Source organism: Xenorhabdus griffiniae (genome assembly GCF_015163655.1).
Classification (GTDB): domain Bacteria; phylum Pseudomonadota; class Gammaproteobacteria; order Enterobacterales; family Enterobacteriaceae; genus Xenorhabdus; species Xenorhabdus griffiniae.
Map to the genome: position 1 here is coordinate 1 of NZ_JADEUF010000080.1, position 18,717 is coordinate 18,717.

General features: G+C 47.0%; 21 protein-coding genes and 6 pseudogenes. 10 read left to right on the plus strand and 17 right to left on the minus strand.

Annotated features, from left to right (window positions below; genetic code table 11):
- Window positions 1-634: 634 nt before the first annotated feature.
- Window positions 635-1,139 (minus strand): annotated as a pseudogene (locus tag IQ211_RS12930) (conjugative transfer ATPase); the annotation flags it as partial.
- Window positions 1,140-1,190: 51 nt separating this feature from the next.
- Window positions 1,191-1,346: pseudogene (locus IQ211_RS20165) on the minus strand (integrative conjugative element protein, RAQPRD family); the annotation flags it as partial.
- Between the two features lie 106 nt (window positions 1,347-1,452).
- On the opposite strand from IQ211_RS20165, the pseudogene IQ211_RS12940 reads away from it, so the two are divergent.
- The 10 genes and pseudogenes from IQ211_RS12940 to IQ211_RS19910 all read left to right on the plus strand — a co-directional run.
- Window positions 1,453-1,647: pseudogene (locus IQ211_RS12940) on the plus strand (IS1 family transposase); the annotation flags it as partial.
- A 350-nt stretch (window positions 1,648-1,997) separates the two neighbouring features.
- A pseudogene (gene tssD / locus IQ211_RS12945) lies at window positions 1,998-2,279 on the plus strand (type VI secretion system tube protein TssD); the annotation flags it as partial.
- A complete protein-coding gene (locus tag IQ211_RS12950; RefSeq protein ID WP_282885609.1) occupies window positions 2,245-3,096 on the plus strand; it encodes a DUF4225 domain-containing protein in 852 nt (283 codons plus the stop codon). The pseudogene tssD and the gene IQ211_RS12950, both read left to right, overlap by 35 nt.
- 507 nt (window positions 3,097-3,603) lie before the next feature.
- Window positions 3,604-4,560, plus strand: a pseudogene (gene tssI / locus IQ211_RS19610) (type VI secretion system tip protein TssI/VgrG); the annotation flags it as partial.
- 56 nt (window positions 4,561-4,616) lie between these two features.
- The gene (locus tag IQ211_RS12965) at window positions 4,617-5,807 is read left to right on the plus strand and encodes a DUF2169 family type VI secretion system accessory protein (protein ID WP_228011598.1); all 1,191 of its coding nucleotides are present in this window, start codon (window positions 4,617-4,619) and stop codon (window positions 5,805-5,807) included.
- Entirely contained in the window at window positions 5,770-6,162 is a 393-nt protein-coding gene (locus tag IQ211_RS12970) for a DUF4150 domain-containing protein (RefSeq protein WP_223281805.1), read from the plus strand. The genes IQ211_RS12965 and IQ211_RS12970 overlap by 38 nt, the downstream gene beginning before the upstream one ends.
- A 4-nt stretch (window positions 6,163-6,166) precedes the next feature.
- Window positions 6,167-7,438, plus strand: coding sequence for a polymorphic toxin type 15 domain-containing protein (locus IQ211_RS12975; protein WP_189760695.1), 1,272 nt, complete (start codon window positions 6,167-6,169; stop codon window positions 7,436-7,438).
- A complete protein-coding gene (locus tag IQ211_RS12980; protein ID WP_189760694.1) occupies window positions 7,431-8,066 on the plus strand; it encodes a GAD-like domain-containing protein in 636 nt (211 codons plus the stop codon). Before IQ211_RS12975 ends, IQ211_RS12980 begins: the two co-directional genes overlap by 8 nt.
- A 62-nt stretch (window positions 8,067-8,128) precedes the next feature.
- Window positions 8,129-8,338 carry a GAD-like domain-containing protein gene (locus IQ211_RS19905; RefSeq protein WP_189760693.1) on the plus strand — a complete coding sequence of 70 codons (210 nt, stop codon included), beginning with the start codon at window positions 8,129-8,131 and terminating at the stop codon, window positions 8,336-8,338.
- Window positions 8,339-8,432: 94 nt separating this feature from the next.
- Window positions 8,433-8,864, plus strand: coding sequence for a T6SS immunity protein Tdi1 domain-containing protein (locus tag IQ211_RS19910; protein WP_189760692.1), 432 nt, complete (start codon window positions 8,433-8,435; stop codon window positions 8,862-8,864).
- A 121-nt stretch (window positions 8,865-8,985) separates the two neighbouring features.
- Here the strand turns inward: IQ211_RS19910 and IQ211_RS20005 are convergent, their stop codons facing one another.
- From IQ211_RS20005 to pilL2, 15 genes and pseudogenes are all read right to left on the minus strand, one after another.
- Window positions 8,986-10,800: a TraC family protein gene (locus IQ211_RS20005; RefSeq protein ID WP_311062211.1), complete on the minus strand. Its 1,815-nt coding sequence runs from the start codon at window positions 10,798-10,800 to the stop codon at window positions 8,986-8,988.
- Entirely contained in the window at window positions 10,800-11,201 is a 402-nt protein-coding gene (locus IQ211_RS13000; RefSeq protein WP_189760691.1) for a TIGR03751 family conjugal transfer lipoprotein, read from the minus strand. The genes IQ211_RS20005 and IQ211_RS13000 overlap by 1 nt, the downstream gene beginning before the upstream one ends.
- Window positions 11,189-11,545, minus strand: coding sequence for a hypothetical protein (locus IQ211_RS13005; RefSeq protein ID WP_189760690.1), 357 nt, complete (start codon window positions 11,543-11,545; stop codon window positions 11,189-11,191). The genes IQ211_RS13000 and IQ211_RS13005 overlap by 13 nt, the downstream gene beginning before the upstream one ends.
- On the minus strand, window positions 11,545-12,942 hold the full coding sequence (locus tag IQ211_RS13010; protein WP_189760689.1) for a TIGR03752 family integrating conjugative element protein: 1,398 nt from the start codon (window positions 12,940-12,942) through the stop codon (window positions 11,545-11,547). The genes IQ211_RS13005 and IQ211_RS13010 overlap by 1 nt, the downstream gene beginning before the upstream one ends.
- A complete protein-coding gene (locus IQ211_RS13015; RefSeq protein WP_189760688.1) occupies window positions 12,932-13,759 on the minus strand; it encodes a TIGR03749 family integrating conjugative element protein in 828 nt (275 codons plus the stop codon). The genes IQ211_RS13010 and IQ211_RS13015 overlap by 11 nt, the downstream gene beginning before the upstream one ends.
- The gene (locus IQ211_RS13020; RefSeq protein ID WP_189760687.1) at window positions 13,756-14,412 is read right to left on the minus strand and encodes a PFL_4703 family integrating conjugative element protein; all 657 of its coding nucleotides are present in this window, start codon (window positions 14,410-14,412) and stop codon (window positions 13,756-13,758) included. Before IQ211_RS13020 ends, IQ211_RS13015 begins: the two co-directional genes overlap by 4 nt.
- The gene (locus IQ211_RS13025) at window positions 14,409-14,765 is read right to left on the minus strand and encodes a TIGR03750 family conjugal transfer protein (RefSeq protein ID WP_189760686.1); all 357 of its coding nucleotides are present in this window, start codon (window positions 14,763-14,765) and stop codon (window positions 14,409-14,411) included. Before IQ211_RS13025 ends, IQ211_RS13020 begins: the two co-directional genes overlap by 4 nt.
- 10 nt (window positions 14,766-14,775) lie before the next feature.
- Entirely contained in the window at window positions 14,776-15,108 is a 333-nt protein-coding gene (locus tag IQ211_RS13030) for a TIGR03745 family integrating conjugative element membrane protein (RefSeq protein WP_223281806.1), read from the minus strand.
- A 79-nt stretch (window positions 15,109-15,187) separates the two neighbouring features.
- Window positions 15,188-15,424: a TIGR03758 family integrating conjugative element protein gene (locus tag IQ211_RS13035; protein WP_189760684.1), complete on the minus strand. Its 237-nt coding sequence runs from the start codon at window positions 15,422-15,424 to the stop codon at window positions 15,188-15,190.
- Entirely contained in the window at window positions 15,421-15,750 is a 330-nt protein-coding gene (locus IQ211_RS13040; RefSeq protein WP_189760698.1) for an integrative conjugative element protein, RAQPRD family, read from the minus strand. Before IQ211_RS13040 ends, IQ211_RS13035 begins: the two co-directional genes overlap by 4 nt.
- A 268-nt stretch (window positions 15,751-16,018) precedes the next feature.
- Complete coding sequence (locus tag IQ211_RS13045; protein WP_189760683.1) at window positions 16,019-16,456, minus strand: hypothetical protein; 438 nt, start codon at window positions 16,454-16,456, stop codon at window positions 16,019-16,021.
- 324 nt (window positions 16,457-16,780) lie between these two features.
- On the minus strand, window positions 16,781-17,539 hold the full coding sequence (locus tag IQ211_RS13050) for a TIGR03747 family integrating conjugative element membrane protein (RefSeq protein ID WP_189760682.1): 759 nt from the start codon (window positions 17,537-17,539) through the stop codon (window positions 16,781-16,783).
- 9 nt (window positions 17,540-17,548) lie between these two features.
- On the minus strand, window positions 17,549-17,689 hold the full coding sequence (locus tag IQ211_RS13055) for a hypothetical protein (protein ID WP_193836371.1): 141 nt from the start codon (window positions 17,687-17,689) through the stop codon (window positions 17,549-17,551).
- Window positions 17,661-17,960: pseudogene (locus tag IQ211_RS13060) on the minus strand (TIGR03759 family integrating conjugative element protein); the annotation flags it as partial. The pseudogene IQ211_RS13060 and the gene IQ211_RS13055, both read right to left, overlap by 29 nt.
- A complete protein-coding gene (gene pilL2, locus IQ211_RS13065; RefSeq protein WP_189760681.1) occupies window positions 17,960-18,502 on the minus strand; it encodes a PFGI-1 class ICE element type IV pilus protein PilL2 in 543 nt (180 codons plus the stop codon). The gene pilL2 and the pseudogene IQ211_RS13060, both read right to left, overlap by 1 nt.
- Window positions 18,503-18,717 lie beyond the last annotated feature (215 nt).

The window sequence follows — 18,717 nt, forward strand, 5'->3', positions numbered from 1 at the left end:
ATCTTGTTGTGACATAGCCTTTTGTTCCTTTATTTCTTTCAGTTTGGTCACTTAAAGTTATAAAGGACAGGCTATGTCATTTCAACTCACCTCGAAAGTCGAGCATCGCGTGAAGTTAAAGGATATGTAGGTTCAGTTTACATAAATTTTAGACATAACGATATTTATCAGCGTTATCTTAATAATGGAAGTAACAGAGCTTTTGTCGAACAATACCTTAAACAAACGGGAAGAAATCGGGTACATACCAATGGTGGTTCTAACTATTACTGCGTAGTTTTCAAAAATGGTTTTATTAAAAGACAAAATTATATAACCGTCAATCCGCTCCAACTATAGGGATTTTTCACGAAAATACCTACATGATCGTGGTAATTAGTACCTTTTTTGCGCTTTTATACATTGCAGGGCATTTTTTAACGATTTTGATAAAGAGTAATTTTTTGCACCAAAGCAGTACTTTCTACCTTTGGAGTATAAGCTCGTTCATTCCACGATGAGTCATAAAGAATAAATGCAGAAGAATAGATTTATAGAATTGAAAAGTTTTATGAGAAAAAACTCTTATCCTTTATCTACTTATTACAAGAGAATAAGAGTTTCTGTCTCCATTAGGAATTTTTATTAAGAATATTCAAAACCTGCTTTCAATCCCCCGCGCCACATCCATCTTCCTCGCCACCAACATCGCCGCCTCCAGCTCACTGCACTGATGCTCACGCATCAATGTCCGCCGTTCGGCCTTCTCTTCTTTTTCCGTCATGCCCAGCGCCAGATAGAGACTCAACGGTACAACGCGAAACAGGGCTTCAATTTTCTTGGCCAGTACCACGCCTTCGGTATAGCAGCGCGGGAGTTTACTGGCGGAGAGCAGGACAGCTTTCTGCTCTTCATTCAGTTTTTTGAAGCGGGCAATTTGTTCCACTTCATCCGGTGGCATGGTCAGGCACAGCCACCATTCGGCCATATTCAGCATCTTTTCCGCCGTATCGGGGTAGTCCGCAAGGTTTTGGGTGGCGAGCCACAGCCAGGCACCGAGTTTACGCCACATCTTCACAACTTTGGTCATGTGGCGAGAGTAATGGATTGGTGGTGATATGCCCTTCATCAATCACCAGTTGCAGTTCTCGGTCCTGATAATCAAAGGTATAACGGGGTGATTGGGTGTTGTCAGCAGATTGCTCAGCAATACGGGCGCGCTCTAGCACAATCTGTACCTGCTCAATCAGGCGTTTGGCACTCGCCAGTTCATCTTTCTCCGCCGCTTGTACCTGAGGAGTACATAAGACAGCCAGACTGAGTAGACAGACCGAACCGGCATTTGAAACATTATCCCACATAAACATTCACCTCGTTATGATTTCAGAATGCTGAGGATGCGATGTTTTTCGGGTCATGCACCCAATAATTAGATGTTGTGGTCAGATCCTCGTTTTTTATGGTAGGTAAGATATGGCGAAAGTTGATGTGGTTTGTCGTTATTGTCAGAAAACAGAAAATGTCAAAAGACATGGAAAAGGCAGCAGTAGTCATCATCGTTATCACTGCTATGCCTGCCATAAAACCTTTCAATTAAATTACACCTATCAAGCCTGCAACCCCGGAGTAAAAGCACAGATCGTTGATATGGTGATAAATAATGGGGGTAACCACCGCTGAGGGGAAATACACCTTACGGTTCCGCACCTGTCGTCCCCTACATATTGAGCCTTTCATTGTCCTGGATAAGTAGATCCAAAAAACACAGGACACGGGAATACAGCAAGATCATTGTGACATTGCGCCAAACGGGCGCGGTTACTGATCACTAGCAGGTCAGATTTCTGCAATCTCAATTCATTAAATGATAATTGCTGGTACAACTATCTCAATAGATTTTCAAAATGAGATGAGTATTTCTTTCCCCACTTGATACGCGGAATAAGGAAAATAACTACTGATAATTTCATTATTATAAATAGAGTATATAGTTTACACTTATATAATTTCGAAAATATAAATCAACTCCATTATTAGGAGTCGCAACATCAAATAATTAAGAGTTGGACTGTACTCTTGATATATACAGAACAGATGAAAATGGTGGATTATCTCATTATTTCACAATAAAAATAACAGGTGCAACAATAAGTAATATTGATATTATTTGTCCTAATTCATTAACACATAATGATTCCCAACCTCAAGAAATAATTTCATTGAAATATAAAAGTATTACATGGCAACATCGATTAGCGGGAACTAGTGGATATAGCTTCTGGGAAGATAGGATTTACTAAAATGTATGGTTTATACGGTCGCTCTGGTAGAGAGTCTTACTTTAGAACACAAGCATTGCATAAAAAAACAAGAATGCGGCAATTGGTACTCTCTACATCAATATTCATTAACAGTAATATATTAAGAAAAAAATATATTGACGAGTTAAATTATTTAACTGATTTATATGAGCGTCATATATTTAGTTCAGACAACGCTGAAGAAAGGGAATCCATTCTTCAAATGATGGGAAATGAAATAAAGCACTTAGAATATCAAGAGCATTTGTGCAGATATAAACTTTATCAACAATATGCCCTCATTGAGACAAATAATCGGGGAATGGATAATATTGATTATGTGTTAAAAGGAGTTGGCATAGTCGTAGGTTTATCACAAATAGTTGCAGGAATAGGCCTGATATCAGGAGCAACTATTACTGTATTTGGGATACCTGTTGGTTATGTGGCAGGAGCAGGATTAGTAGTTCATGGTTTTGGTGCCATTCAAGAGAATACTATGGCTCTAATTAAAGATGATCCAAACTACAAAGGATTGGTCAGATTAGGATATGAAAATACCTTTGAATATTTGGGCTCTAGTAAAACAACAGGAAGCCTAGTTTATGCAGGAGTAGATTTATCACTGTCTACTCATGCATTATTATCGCGTACCTTAAAACCTGATGCATGGCGATTATTTCATCACATTAATGAAGATTATGTACATGGTTACAAACTTATGAGTGGATACGCACTAGGCTTCGAAATAACGGCCGATGGTCTTACGATAAAATCGGCCTATGATATATACAACAATCCAAACTACAACAAGTAATAATTTAATCTATCCTTTATGTTTTTTTATAAACATAAAGGATTTATATGTTAGTCTTACAGATGAAAAATATAACACTATTGGCATTGCAATAAAAAATGTAAGCGCAGTATTAATATAATCATCGATATCATGAGCGAATAATAACATGCAAATAAAAAAAGAAAGAGTAATAAAACAACAACAACAACAACAACACCATAATATTTTCTTTTTAAAATATATATTCCCTGCATGATTTAATAACCGGATCGTTCTGAAGCAGCTTTTATCAAGCTAATATCCTTTGAAGTAAAACCATGTTCAATCATTAATGACACTATATTTTTTTCCATTTTCACTCACCTTTAATAATTTTGTCATATATGCAAAACGCTGACATGGAAATTGAATATTATGTCAGGTTGACGATGAAAATTATAATCCCGCGCACTTATTTTTCTATGCCTACATGCTACACGTATTATAACCATACGTGAAGAAAACATTATCTTCTGATTTGAAAAAAACCAGATGCAGACCGGCAACGGGCAAAATAACTGCATCAAACTGATGCCGGGGCAAATTTTCAACATTGCCGCCCATCCCCATGCCCCGCTCAATACCTGCTGGCAGATTGTCGGGATTAGCCATCAAGGACGTTGTCCGCAGGCACTGGGTGACCATGGTGGCGAGGGCACCACACTCAGCAATGAGTTCAGCTTTATCGATGGCTATGCCGACTGGCGCCCGCCCTTTCATTATAAGCCCCTGGCGGATGGGGATGAGAGTGCCACCGTGGTCGGGCCAGAAGGCGAAGAAATCTTCGTCAACAAAGACGGTGCGATTAAAGTCCATTTTCATTGGAACCGCTACGACAAAGCCGATGACATCGCATCTTGTTGAGTTCGGGTGGCTCAGGGCTGGAGTGGCAATGGCTTTGGCTTTATGGCTATCCCGCGTATCGGGCAGGAAGTGATTGTTTCTTACCTTAACGGCGATATTGACCGGCCGATAGTGACCGGCAGTGTCTATAACGCCGTCAACCGCCCGCCACTGGATTTACCCGCCGCGAAAACCCGTACCACATTTAAAACCAAAACCCACAAAGGGGAAGGCTTCAACGAACTGCGCTTTGAGGATGCGAAAGGCAGTGAGGAAGTGTTTATTCATGCGCAAAAAGACATGAAAACCACCGTACTCAATAACCGCGAAACCCATGTGCTGGCTAACCACAGTGAAACCGTCGAAAAAAACCAGACCATCAATGTCTTCGAGCACAAGGAAGAGGACGTCGGGATCACCCATACGCACACGGTGGGCGAATCGTTAGCCATTACGGTCGGCGATGTGATTGAACTACGTTGCGGCAGCAGCTGTCTGCGGATGGACAAGTTCGGCAATGTCACGATCCAGAGCACCAAATTCCTGTTTGACGCCGCGGATGCCATCCAAATCAGTGCGCAAGACATTGACCTGAACTAAGGAGCCAAACAATGGAATTCAGAAACCTGACCCCGTTTTCTGTCATTAATTACAAAATGCTGGATACTGAAGACGAGGAATATCATGTTGTTGCCATGAAAATCGTCTACCAGCTCCAGCCGGTGGGTGCGGGGCATTACCAGCCTGTACTGGCCGCCCCTTATGGCGAACTGACGGTACAGGATACCTTTTCCGGCGAAATGAACCGGTCATCGGTTTTGCAGGAAAGTGATTTAGCGCCGCTGAAATTTAAATGTGACGTGATAGTCAATGGTGTCGCCTACGCCCCAGGGGGTGAAGCCTGTGAAAAAGTGCCTGTCCGGTTACAGGTCACCACGCGTGACGGGCAAGCGCTGATCGATAAAACCCTGCATGTCTGGGGAGAGCGGGAGTTTCAGCGTGCTTCACAAGGCGAATGGCAACTGACGCCGCCCCAAAAATTCACGACGTTACCGGTGGATTACTGCGATGCCTTTGGCGGGGAATGCAAAGTATATGAAAAGGATGATGCGGCTGCTTCCGTGCCCGAAGAGGCCCGTCTGACCGACACCCAGCGGGAACAGCATCCGGAAAAAGACAATGCCCCCATTGCCCATGCCACATGGGAATACAATCCGCTGGGGACGGGCTTTATCACCCCGTGGTATGCGAAGGCAAAAGACCTCTCCCGCTACCCGGCACCGCGCATTGAACACCCTGATGCGCCGATAACGGCAGCCCACTTTGCGCAGTGGCTGAATTCGCCGCCGTCCATCACGGAAAAGGTCTGTCAGCCTGCGGGACTGGGAATTATCGGGCGTGCCTGGCTGCCCCGCCGCACACTGGCAGGCACCTATGATGAGCAGTGGCTGACAGAACGCCATCCTTATCTCCCCGATGATTTCAGTTTTCGTTACTGGAATAACGCGCCGGACGACCAGCAAATTGACTTTCCTGCTCCTGATATCCGTATCAGCCTGTTCAACCTGACTCCAGATGGTGAACTGCATGTCCAGTTGCCGGGGCACCGGCCGCTGATCCTGTTGAGAATGCTCAGTGGTGAAATGCTCCCGGAACGGATGTACGCCGATACCCTCATTATCGACAGCGAAGCGCTCACGCTCACCATGACTTACCGTTACCACATTGAGGCAACATCGCCCCTTCGGGTGATGGAAGCCCGTTTTGAAATGGACCCGGCAGCACCGCTGATAAGAATTGCCTCACCGGATGACAAAGACGAGACGGAGATACATATTTATGGCTGATAATTACCTTGCCCGGACAGGCACCCAGTGGATGGTCATCGGCATTTTACCGGATGTCTGCAAAACCCCGATGGGCTCTTCCACGCCCCCAATCCCTTACCCCGTGATGGCCAAACTGGCAGACAGTTCCGTGCCGGTAAAATCCGTGCGCGCCAATGGCAAACCTGTTGTGGTTTTTGCACAGTCGTTTGTTCCCCAAACGCTGGGCGATGAACCCGGTGTGGCGAATGGCGTCAAAAGCGGCACAGTGGGGGGGAAATGCCACCCCAAAGCGCAGGAGCATTCAAAAAGTGTGCGGGTCGGCAATAAATTGCTGTTGCGCCACGGTGACAAATTCTGGATGAACGGAGCATAAGGACATGGCAAAAATCAAAAAAATCCCGCCGAAACCGGCGAGTAATGAGGCATTATGGAAAAAACGGGCGCATGACGATGCCCCGACCGGTGAGGGTAATACGTTAGGGGAAATTACCGGGCAACCGCCGAAATCGACTGAGGTGCCTAAAGAAGCGAATCCCGTTATCAAGCCGACTACCCAGAGTGAGGAAGGATTTTGGGGAAAAGTCGGCGATGTGGGAACCGGTATCCTGAAAAATCTGGGAAATACGGCCATTGATATTGCTGAAGTGGTATATAAAGGCCATCAGGCTAATGCTGCGGTGGATATGCAACTGGAAGCATTAGCACATAAAGCCGCGGGGAATGAAGCAGAAGCCAATAGATTAACGAATAAGGCTGATGCGCTCATGGAAAACGCGAATCTGGACGAATACCGATTTAAGCCAGAAGGCGCGGCAGAAGAATTGGGGGATACCCTCGCTGACTTAAACCCCAAAGGGGTATTCAAGCAAGCGGTGAAAGGTATCGCTCAAGGCGGGTCAAAGGCCATGTCGATCATCGCTGGCAAGGAAAAGGGAGTTGCGCGAAGAAACTCCAGAGCTAAACGACAAGAGACCCGGGCGGCTGAAAGAGATAAAACAACACCTTCCAAAGACCCAGACGAGCTTAAAAAGGAACTGAAAGAAAAACAGCAAAATAAAGGGGGTAAAGTCAAAGGGGTTAAGAAGACTAAGGTGCCGTGTTTTAATCCTTATGACAGCAAGCGATATAAGAAGTTAAAAACGGATAAAGAGCGAAAAGCATTTTTAGATGAGTATTCCGAGCAATTAAGAAGACAGCAGGATGCTATTAATAGTATGTCACCTGAAGAATTCAAAATTGCCAGGGATGCTTATAAGAAACATAAGCGGAATGGCAAAGCAGCAAATGCTCAAGGAGATTTTAGAGACCAAACAGAATCTGATATAAGAAAAAGTATACATAAAAAGTTAGTTTCAAAAGGGATGGATCCTGATAAGGCTGATATAATAGCAGAAAAAAATGCTAAAGAGGCACTTCAAGGATTAGCTGCATTACATGAACCCGATATGGTAGCAGGAGGTTATGGGCAATATGCACCTAAAAAAATGGGTGATTCTGGAATTAACAGTGCTATAGGCGGTAGCTGGAAAGGTGGAAGAATAAAAGCTCTTGATAATGCAGCGAAAGAGGCTGTTGACAGTGGATTGGGTGACGCTAAGATGAACGTTCAATTAGAACTATGCAGGGGAAGGGGGAAAAGTAATGCGTGATAAATACTTTGAATATTTTATTAAAAAAATGGGCGAAGCAACTCAACATAGAAGTGTTGCTATGAGTTCCATACATAAATGGCAAGACAAACTGCCAAAAAAACTATTGTACTATTGGGAAACTGAAGGTTGGAATAATTACCATGATGGACTATTTAGCATAGTAAACCCCGAAGATTATGAAGACATTGTTGATATGTGGTTAGAAGATACTCCATTTGAATCAATGGATTCTTATCATGTTATTGCTAGAAGTGGTTTTGGTAAACTATATCTCTGTGGGGAAGAAACAGGAACAAATCTATCTATATCATGTTTATTCAATACCATTACATTTGATAAAGATAACTTTTATAAAAAAGATGATAACCAATTTTCTCTAGATATTTCAGGTTGTTTCTCAGCTGAAACACCAGAGTCAAATGATCTTAAAGGTGGTACAAAAAAAGGGATTTTCGCCCAAGCCGTAAAAAAATATGGCCCATTAAATGAAAATGAAATCTTTGGTTTCGAACCTGCCATTGTATTAGGCGGTGAAATTAAACTAGAAAATGTCAGAAAATTAGATATGCATATCCATTTGGATATTCTTCGTCAATTTGCAGATCCAGATATTCAAGAGATTTGATTATTCCCTATTGCTAAAGTGACTGTTTTTAACAGTCACTTTATTTATTATGAATATAAATAATGCGTGATAAATATTTCGATAGTTTTATTGAAGAATTCGGGGAAGCTACTCAGCATATAGCCGTACCTTCTGAATCGATAGAAAAATGGCGAGGAAAGTTACCCAACCAACTATTACATTATTGGAAAACAGAAGGCTGGAATAGCTATCAGGATGGATTATTTAGCATTGTCAATCCCGATGATTATGAAGACATTGTTGATAAATAGCGTTTCAAAATAATAGGAGTATTCCTTACCCTGCGCGCCGCGCGGGGTAAGGAACCCCAACATCTGATACTCTCAGTATTATGAAAACCTATTTATGTGGTTAGAAGATACACCATTTGAGTCAATGGATGCTTATCATGTTATTGCTAGAAGTGGATTTGGTAAAATCTATCTTTGTGGTGAAAAAACGGGGATAAATTTATCAATATCTTGTATTTTTAATAAAATCACATACGATAAAGACAACAACTTTAATAAAAATGAAAAAGATTTAGAACTTGATATCGTCAGTTTCTTCTCAAGCAAATCAATTAGCCATTTTGACTTAAAAGGTGGCAAAAAAACAGGTATTTTTGCCCAAGCCGTAAAAAAACATGGCCCATTAAATGAAAATGAAATTTTTGGTTTCGAACCTGCCATTGTATTAGGCGGTGAGATTAAACTAGAAAATATCAGAAAACTGGATATGCATATTCATCTAGATATTCTTCGTCAATTTGCAGATCCAGATATTCAAGAGATTTGATTATTTCCCCATTGCTAAAGTGACTGTTTTAACAGTCACTTTATATATTTATTATGAGTATAAATAATGCGTGATAAATATTTCGATAGCTTTATTGAAGAATTCGGGTAGGCCAATACAATTAACGACTACAGGCAAATCCGGTCATCGGCCAGCCATTTCGCATCCACCGATCTGTTTCTGCCCAAAACGCCCATTTTGCCTGATGTTCTGCGGAACCTGAGTTGGCGGCCAAGTAATCCGTGGAGGTCACATAAAATTCCCGTGCCCAGCCATCATAAAGATAAAAATTGCCCCATTCCTCGTAGAGCTGTTCCAGCACATATTTGGAGGTAATCCGGCTACCAAGTGATTTGCAAAGCTGTTTCGCATTTGAATAAAAGTCTTTTGTCAGGCCAGAGCGCTCAAACCAAGTGTGAACCGTCAAGGCCAATTCGACCTGCTGCCCGGTCTCATCAGTACCCGTGAGTCTTATTCCATCAGGATTTTGCTGCACCGTCACCGTATCACCCGATACCGTAACTGCGGGAGAATCACTCTGCCAGCTTACCCGGCCCGTATTGCCTGCCGTGATAAGGCGGAATTTTGCACCACGCCAGAGTACGGAGGGCCCCCGAAGACCAAACGATTTTTGGTTGGCATTGCCCCCCTGACGGTCAACAGCAGCGGTATCTTCAATGCGCAGCGGCGAAACAAATTCGATCACCGGCGATATTTGTTGCTGATCACCGATCCGTGCACTAACCACCCCCTTTCCCTGATGGTGGCTGACAACAGTCGCAGTTACATTTCCCCAGTGGTCTGTCCGGGTTTCCGCAGACATCATCTCGCTGAAGTCCCCTGACCACTCAACCATCTGATCCGAAAGCCCCCAGCCACGGCTGTCCATCACCATGACGGTGAACGTCACCTGCTCGGTGCCATCGGCGGTTGCGTGGGTTTTATCCTGTGCCTGCGCCACGATAGTCAGGGAAACTACGGTGCCTTCCGGCATCATATCCATCAGCGCATTGATATTATCGCCCCGTTTCACTTCACCCGTCAGCGTGCCCGGCTCCGGCGGGCGGCGCAAACGTTCAACCGGAATGGCTTTATGCGGCAGACCATCAAACCACCAGAGTCCGTTTTCGGGATCAGACACCGGTGGCGTAAACCACAAGCTTTCGGCAAAGTCATTATGGATCGGGAGATCAAGCTGCGTGGGCGTTTCATAACTCACCGTGTGGTAAAAATCGGCTTTTGCCATGCCCCAGTCCGGGGATGGATTAAAATGACGTAACAACCAACTGTGGATCTGCCCGCCATTCTGCCGAACAGCCACAATACCCGCCGCCGCCAGTGAGGAAACCAGTCGCTCACAGACCTGGTTGAGTGCAACAACTGAAGATAAAATAGAGTTGTTTGCCTGAGACTTGTGCGCAGGCAGCCAGCGATAAACTGCCATACGCGTCTGGCGTTGTTGCCCCCGCCACGGTTGCCCGGTAATTAAGCTGTCGTGAAATATCGGCTGGGCAATGCTGTTCAGATGACGCTCGGACTCGGCCAGAAAGGCCTCCGTAAAAGCCGTACCTTGCGCCCAGGGTTTTACATAATTTCGTAACGTGTTGAGGTAACTGACTGAATCATCTTCGTCCTGACAAAAAAACTGCACCACCCACGGCGAAATATCATCTTCCTCCAGACTGTCCTGGATCGCATCCTCCAGCTGATCCCGAATTTCAATCAGTCTCTCCATTGGACGCCCTTCAGTAACCACCGGTTCGATGCGATAAACCGCCCCCACGGAAATCCCGTCATCCAGCAACAGGCATTGCCCGTCTTCCAGATATTCCACCCAGGGAAGATAATCGATGATGGAAGGATTGGCCCGGTAAATCGCAGTTTCGTCCGCCTCACGCAGCTTGCCGGGGCGATACAGTGCCTTGGGAATTTCCATTACAGGGCCTCCGTGCGTTCACCCGGCAGGGCGTACTGTACCTGCTGATAAAACGGGAATACCGTACTGTAGCCCGGTATCGGCGTATTGCCGGCCGCCAGATGCGGGAAGACATACATCACCATATCGGGATTGGGGAGACGGGGAAACTGCTGGCTGATTTCCTGCGCAGCCGAACGGTTGTAGTGATAGGGCGCTTCCAGCGCCCGGCGCCGTTCAGTCTCGGTCAACGTTCTGCGCAATGCGGTTCTTGCCTGCACGGCAGAGTGACCGACTTTATTGCCCTGCCACATCGCCAGCACCGTCTGCTTTCCGGCGGGTAACAAGGTCTCTTTCGAGGTCGCGCAGCCTGCCAACAGCCCAGTCAGACACAGCACGATAGAATAGGTTATTTTCCGCATACTTCGGTCTCCGTAGTGCCAATAGCCGTAAACGCGGCAAACTCAGGATGGACGGCCAGTTCCGATACCGTAAACGGCAGGCGCTCCCACTGTTCAGGCTCAGCCTCGCTGTTGCCTGCCACCACGGATTGCCACTGTGTATCTGACAGGCGCCAGACCGTAAAATCACCGTCATCCAATGGTTGACACGCATTGCCGATGACGAGATACAGCCGGGACGCTTTTTGATGGGCAGGCCACCAGTAGAGCTGAACCGGTACAGGTTCAGCGTGTGAGAGTCTGTTGATTTGCAGGCAATAGGGTTGGCTGGCACTAAATAGCCATTGAAAGACAGATTTTTCCATTAATCTAATGCGTCCTGAGTATCATGTTGAGTGGGTTCACTAAAGTCGTAGCGCACCTTACGGCCTTTTGTTTCGTAATCCATTGCCAGAGATTGGGTGATATGCACCACAACACCGGCACCGGGTGGGACATAGACCGCATCAAACGTCTGGCTGTAACGTTGTTTGAGCCATTCGCTCATCTCGTTCATGCCACCGGCCATGGCTTTTCCTAATGCCGCCTGTCCGGCATTGCCTGTTAAAGCGGAAGTGATGCCGCCAGCACCGTGGGTTTGGGCGGTTCGCTGACTTTCGTTCAGGGCGTCCCCGGCCGCGTTCATAGCCGAGAGGGCAAACAGCGTCGGCAGATAGGTGCTGGCGTTGGATTTACGTTCACCACTGATACAGGGAATACCGTTTTCATCAGACAGCCAGCCGATACCCTGCTGATTTTGCCCTTTGCCCGGCAAGGTGCGCACGGTGCCATCCTGAAACACAAACGTGATGGAATTGACCTGCCCACGGACACAGGAGAGGGTCCAGTCACCACTGGCTGAACCAGAAACCACCGCACCTTCCACTTCCGGCAGTTCGATACCATTGGCGGTCAGGTTGTCTTTGCCAATCAGGATCTTGAACGGGTAAGGGTCGGTCACGGTGCCATTGACCGGCACCCGGCCTAATAACGCAGTCATCGCCCGACTGCCGACCAGCGTGGCATTTTCCGGCAGGGTATAGACCGGCTTTTCGATTTCTTCCTTAAGCGAGGAATTCGGTGGGGTATTTTGCTCCGTTGCCGGTGGTTCACTTAAAAAAGCAGTCGGGAATTGCGCTGTGGCTTTTCCATTGGCCATGGTCTGGATATCTGCGGGTTTTTCATCCGCCGGATTGACCCAGATAAATTCCTCCTGCCCCCTGACTGGATTGGCTGCATATTGACTGCTCAATGCGCTTTGGCTTTCCGGTGCAGACAAAGGTGTCGAATTTAACCGCTCAGTGAGCAAATCAATTTGTGCCAGCAAACTTTGCTGCTCATCCTGCAACGTGCGCTGACGCTGTTCATCGTCCTGACGGATGGCGGCAACCGCCGCATCTATCTGGCTGACAACATCAAGGCGCTGGTGCTTTAACTGGTCATTTTCTTTCAGGATATCGCTATTCTGCTCACTTAAACGCTTCTGCTCTGCCCGCACTTTATTCAGTGCCCCTATCAGGGTACGCAGGGTATCTTCCGGCGTATCGCCCCCGACACCCAGTGCCTGTAACTCCTCCGGTGACAGCGTGGCCAGTACATTATTCGACGTCGTGCTGGGTGCGACACCTTCCGTTGAACTGCAACTTTTGATGCCGATAAACCCGCCGATAAGTAATACCGTCGGCACCAATATTTTCACCAACGTATTGGACTTAACCTCCATGGCGGCCTCCCGGTTTCACCGATGCCGGTTCGGGGATAAAAGCGTTATCCGGCTGCCCTTTTGTGACAAGGTACAATACCGTCGTATCCTCCGGTGAGCCGGTTTCACCTAACCAGCGATGCTGGAACGTGGCAGTCACAAACTGCCCCTGTAATTCTCGCGGGTCGAGGGTGAGTGTGCGTTTGGCCGTATTGCGCAGTTTCAGTGCCACAACGGTGTGATTATGTAATCGCCAGCCTGACAGTGGCGTAATCGCAATCGGCTCTGACGGGTAAAGTGTCGTGATGGACGAGGGCAAATGCAGATTCACCGGCTGGATGCCGGCCACCGGCTCGACGGTACGCAACGGGGCATACAGTTGCTGTGCGGCATAGCGGGTTAAGGCCACCGGTACGGGCGCCGATAATTCCGTTCGGCTCTGGGATTGTGCTTTTGAGGCGGCTGGTTTTTCATCCGGGTAAACAAGACGCACGGGTTCCGTTGCGCCCGTTTTACTCGCGGTGATATCCAGTAAAATGATTTCGCCGTTTTCGCTGTCCTGCAATTGCAGGCGGGTTGGCGGGAAAGCATGGTTGGCTTTCAGGTACACCGCCCCGCCGGCACTTTGTACCCGCAATGTATCACTGAGTGACGGCGGCAAGCCAATGCGGACATTCCGGTCAGCAAAAATAATGCGTTCCTGCCCCACTTTGAGTGAGAGGGATAATGGAATACGTTCCCACTTCATTATTTCATCAGCTTTTGCGCCCACGCTGAACAGCAAGATGCTGACCAGTCCTAACCCAATACGACGGCAGCCAGGTAGATATCCTCTCATTGAAACACGCCCTTTTTCTCTTCCTGCGGTTGTGGCATGGCTTCCAGCCGCTGAGGTATCCCGTCGTAACAGTCCAGTGCCAGCCCGAAGGGATTACGCTCGGCATCGCCCTCCCAGCGCACCACCTTCAGCGGATAACGCACCAGTGCCCGTTTAACCGGTTCAGCGTGATAATATTCATCGGCCACCAAATCCAGCCGGACTACCCAGTTATCCCGGTCACGCACTGTCACACTGCGTGTCCCATAGCCCCGGCCGGGAATTTCATACACCACCCGCACCCGGTCGAACAGCTCGCCACTGTCAGCACGGGTTTTGGCATCTTCCCGCAAAAAATCCTGACACGCAGGCGTCAGATAAGGGGAAAGCGCATAAATTTTGGCCGGATAGTCCTGTGCCCCGTTTTTCGGCCAGGCATTCAGTTGCTGGAAAATATAAAAGGCAAAGCTGTAGACGCTGGGCGCAGGGATTTCCCACCACGGACGGGTGCTGCCGGTGCGTAAATCTGGCGGGTTATGGATGGTGAGATTGCGCGGTGAGGCCATCCAACCCGTCAGGCTCAGCAGCAATACCAGCACTAAAATGCCGCACACCACTCGCAGAGTCAGAATATGCTGATCCCGGTTTTTCACCGCATGACGGAACCGGCTCATCGCGCTCTCCTGCTGCGGCGCAACGACCAACCCTGAGCGGCAATAATCAAGGCCGGATCACCGATACCCAGTCGGCGTTTTTTCTCTTCCAGTTTCAGCCAGATATAATTTTCCGGCTTGCCACGTTTAGCATGCGCAAGCCAGCGCCCGCCAAAGCTGATCAGTAACAAGGGCTCGACCAACATGCCGGTCGGAAGTATGACCCAGCCGGCTAATGGGATCAGGGGAAGACTGACGGCCAGTCCGAGTGCGATCCCGGCCAGTGCGGCCAGTCCCATCTCAGGGGTGGTGAACCCGCGAAAGACTACCGGCTCGGCGTTTAAACGGTCAGGTAAGAAAGCGATCGTCTGCATGGTGACGGCCTTAAAAAATAATGCTGGCCGATTTCGACAGCAGCCAAATCACGGCAACCAACAACACCACGCCGACCACCACGATAGCGCCAAACTGGGTCCAGGTCGATTTGCCATCCCGCACTTCGGAAAAGGTTTCGACAGCGGCCGAGGCCACTTTAAAAAAAGCCACAGCGGAAAGAATGAGTCCGCCGATGACAATACCATCCTGCGCGTATCCTTTCGCCTGTCCCAGCAATCCGCCTCCGCCACCACTTTTCGGCGGTTCGATAGCAGGCAAATCGGCCCAGGCTGATCCACAGGAAAGTCCGAATAACAGTATGAACGAGCTGACCCGTGTCATCAGGTTTGTGCTGATACGCCGGCAAACGGTAAAAATTTGCTTCATATTGACTCTGTTCCTTTTCATTATGTTCGCTGCATTAGCTGGCAAACATCCAGACAGCCACGACCAGCAATACCGCGGTTCGAAGGGCAAACTGGCTGAGGGTCTCATTACGCACTTTTTCATTCGCCCAGCCATGCCAGACATCCACTGCGGCCCAGGCCGCCCACAGAAACAACGTGGCTAAAAAGAATCCAACGCACACCAGATACAGAAAAGTGATGTCAAAATGCCCGGAGGCCACTTCAAAGGCATTGCGTTGTGTCGAGGTCATTGCGGATGTTCCTGACGGTCATCGCCGGAGAGGGGGACAGGGTCACGGGGCTGATCGCGGGAAGGCATCAGGTAACGATCGATACCGGCTTTGATGGTATTGAGATCCGCTCTGATACGGCCGTAATCAAAGTCATAACGAGGCCGTGTTGACGTGTCAGAGGGCTTTTCGGCAATGCTGGCCCGTTCCAGGGCTATCTGCACCTGTTCAATTAAGCGCTTGGCGCTCGCCAGTTCATCTTTCTCCGCCGCCTGCGCCAGCGGTACACACAACAACGTCAGCCCCAAAAGATAAGCTGAACCGGCGTTTGAAAAGTTACCACGCATAAACATTTTCCTCGTCATGGATTCATGAATGCCGAGGATGCGATGAATACTGATTCAAATCAGCAATAAACTGGTTATGGGTTGGTGAGAATTAGGTAAGTGGGTGGACTAATTGAAGATACTACCAATCAGGTATAGAGCAGCTTTATAGTACCTTATACCTGATTGATTTGAAGATGCAGTAAAATTTAGAGCGTTAATTAATAAAGGATAATAAATGAAAGACATACGGGGCCAAAACATGCATGAAAAAAATTTAAATATTTGATTAAAATCTAACCTGATTTTTTATCCGTATTTTGCTTCTGTCAAACAGACAAATCTCTTGGCTCATCTCATAGTATGTCAAAACACCATCCAAATTATATTCTCTCCGAGCCCGATCCCATAATGCGAGCTCGTCAGGAAATACTTGATTGCTCAATTCATCAAACACTGCTAATGTTAGTTTGCTTATAACCTCATACTGTAATAAATAAGTGCGCTGGGAATAAGCAAAAGCAGCATTTCTATCATTTTCAGATGTCAACCAAATTGCAGATCCTGATATCCCTGACTGTCCAGCCCCACCATCCGTTCCAGAACTATTTCCATGATTTAATATTGTTCCAACAGGAAGATAAGATAATTGTTTTCTCATCCAACCAAGCTCTGAGTAGTAATCTTGGGGAGGAGTTGTGTTACCAGGGCGTTGATTATTGAACATACGCTCTTCATCCAGCTATGAATCATGGATAATAGTATTATTCTATATGGAATATTGTTCAAATATTAATAATTGGCCGTATAATTTTTGTTTATAATTTATCTCGTTCTATTTTGTCTAAAATATTAACAACATAATGAAATAGAATGATTTTTATTAAATATGGTTTATTTTGTTATCTCATTTTAACATCAGAATTTTCTTTTAAAATTTAATATAAACAAAATTTATTAATGAAAATGATCACTGACGCGCCGCTGTGCGGCTTGTCTGCTGATGCAGGAATACAAAACAAAAAACGTTTTATATTCCTGCATCAGCACTTTAAAGATATTTTTTAAACATTGAAGTCGTGATCATCACCGCCATACCCAGTAATAGCGCTGCCGGCAATAATATCATTGTCGGATACACCACATCCGGCCAGGATAAATACAGTACGCAAGGAATGGTACAGGCCGGTTTAATACCCCGTTTGGCATGATGATAAACAAAACTGGATTTATATCCGGCCCCGTAACGCCGTAAATCCCGTCGTCCCAATCCATCAACCAGCGCGACCAAAACCACCATCACAAACAGCGGAACGGACAGCATCAGGATCGCCAGCCGGATCAGCGTCACCATCGTGATAAACACAGTAGCCAGACAATATTCCCGTAAATAACCCGATACTTCCTGTAATACCGCATTGAATTCACGCAGAAAATCATTACGGCTATTAAGCTGATAGTGCTGCTGCCCCTGTATCCAGGGCATAAAACCACTGTCCACAAACAGCCATTGATAGGCCTGTAACAGCCATGCTGAGACGGTTTGTGCAGGATTTGACAACAGCAGGCTTTGGGTAAACTCCGTGGATAAAAATTGCAGCTCCGTTTTCATCATCGTCTGGCTGTGGGAAGCACCCTCATCCGGCCAGAAAAAAGTCATCCCCAAATATTCCAGCAACAGGCTGAATAGCCATGACATGATAATAAAGCCAATCAGTTGCCACGGCCATTCCCATAACAGGCGATACAACAGGCCATGCTTACGAGGCGGTTGGGAAGCTTGTCGGGATTGATTTTCTGACTGTGCCATGACGTGAAATTACCCTTTCTCTTCCCACCAGGCTTCACGGGTACGGTAGTGCCGTCGCATCTGTTCGGCGATTTTCTGCAAACTCACTGGCATCAGGGCATCGTCGTCATCCCCGGTAGGTAAACTCTGATTTAACCCACTGTTCAGCATAACGACGGCGCTCGGTATCGCTTTCAGCTTCAATGCCTAATGTTGTCAACGGATCAAGCCCCGGCGATTGGATACCCCGTGGTCCCTTCATCAGTTGCTGGTAACGCTGATATTCCTCCGCACTTAACTGCCACTGTTCAGCCTGACTTTTCAGGGATTGCTGTTGGTTTTCCATTGATTGCGTCTGCTGCGAGGTTAAAGGTGTCGGTGTGGCTGCCCAGACCGAACTGCTCAGCAACCATACCCATAAACCGAAACGATGCCATTTCATCAATGCCCTCCCTGTTGCGTTTGTTTAGCCGGAATCTGTAACTGATAGCCCGGCCGCAGATGGTGGCACACCATACGCTGCACCTCATCGACTTCCAGTTGCCAGGCCGGACCAGCCATAATTTGCAACGCGGTACGCAAACGGACAGCGCCTAACTGATGGTGCACCGACGGCAACGGCTGGCGATATAAGATGGCATTGGTTTTTCCCAGCGTACATAACGAATAACCCGATTGACGCAATGCATAGCGCATGGCATCAGCAACCGTGGGATTCTGGGAAACGGGGAGCTGAATATGAATCAGTTGGGAAAGTGGGTCACGTTGTGCCTCTGTCGGGTCGGTACTCACCAGTAAATAACGCCCGTAGCGGACAACTTCAGGCATTGGCTGATAAATATCCGGTGAAACCGATTGGATGTTTCGTGTCAGAGTGACGGAAGGGAAAATTTCTTTTGAGGAAGGAGACGATGGTTGTTTTACCGGAGCCACGCATCCGGTTAGCGTTATCGCTATCAGACCAACTAACGCATTTATTTTCATACCAAATAGGTTCCTGCTCAGTCGTAAAATAATCCTGACTATGCAAGGAACCCTGTAATGTATTCAATGAACAACTCAATTATGTTTGCTGAAAATAAAAAGGCTGAACTGAACAACCACCGACTAAAGTCGGTGGGTTAGTGATTAACGGACTGAAAGTCCGGATACGCGTCGGCTAAACGACGCGTCAATCGTCCATTCTGAAATTATCATCC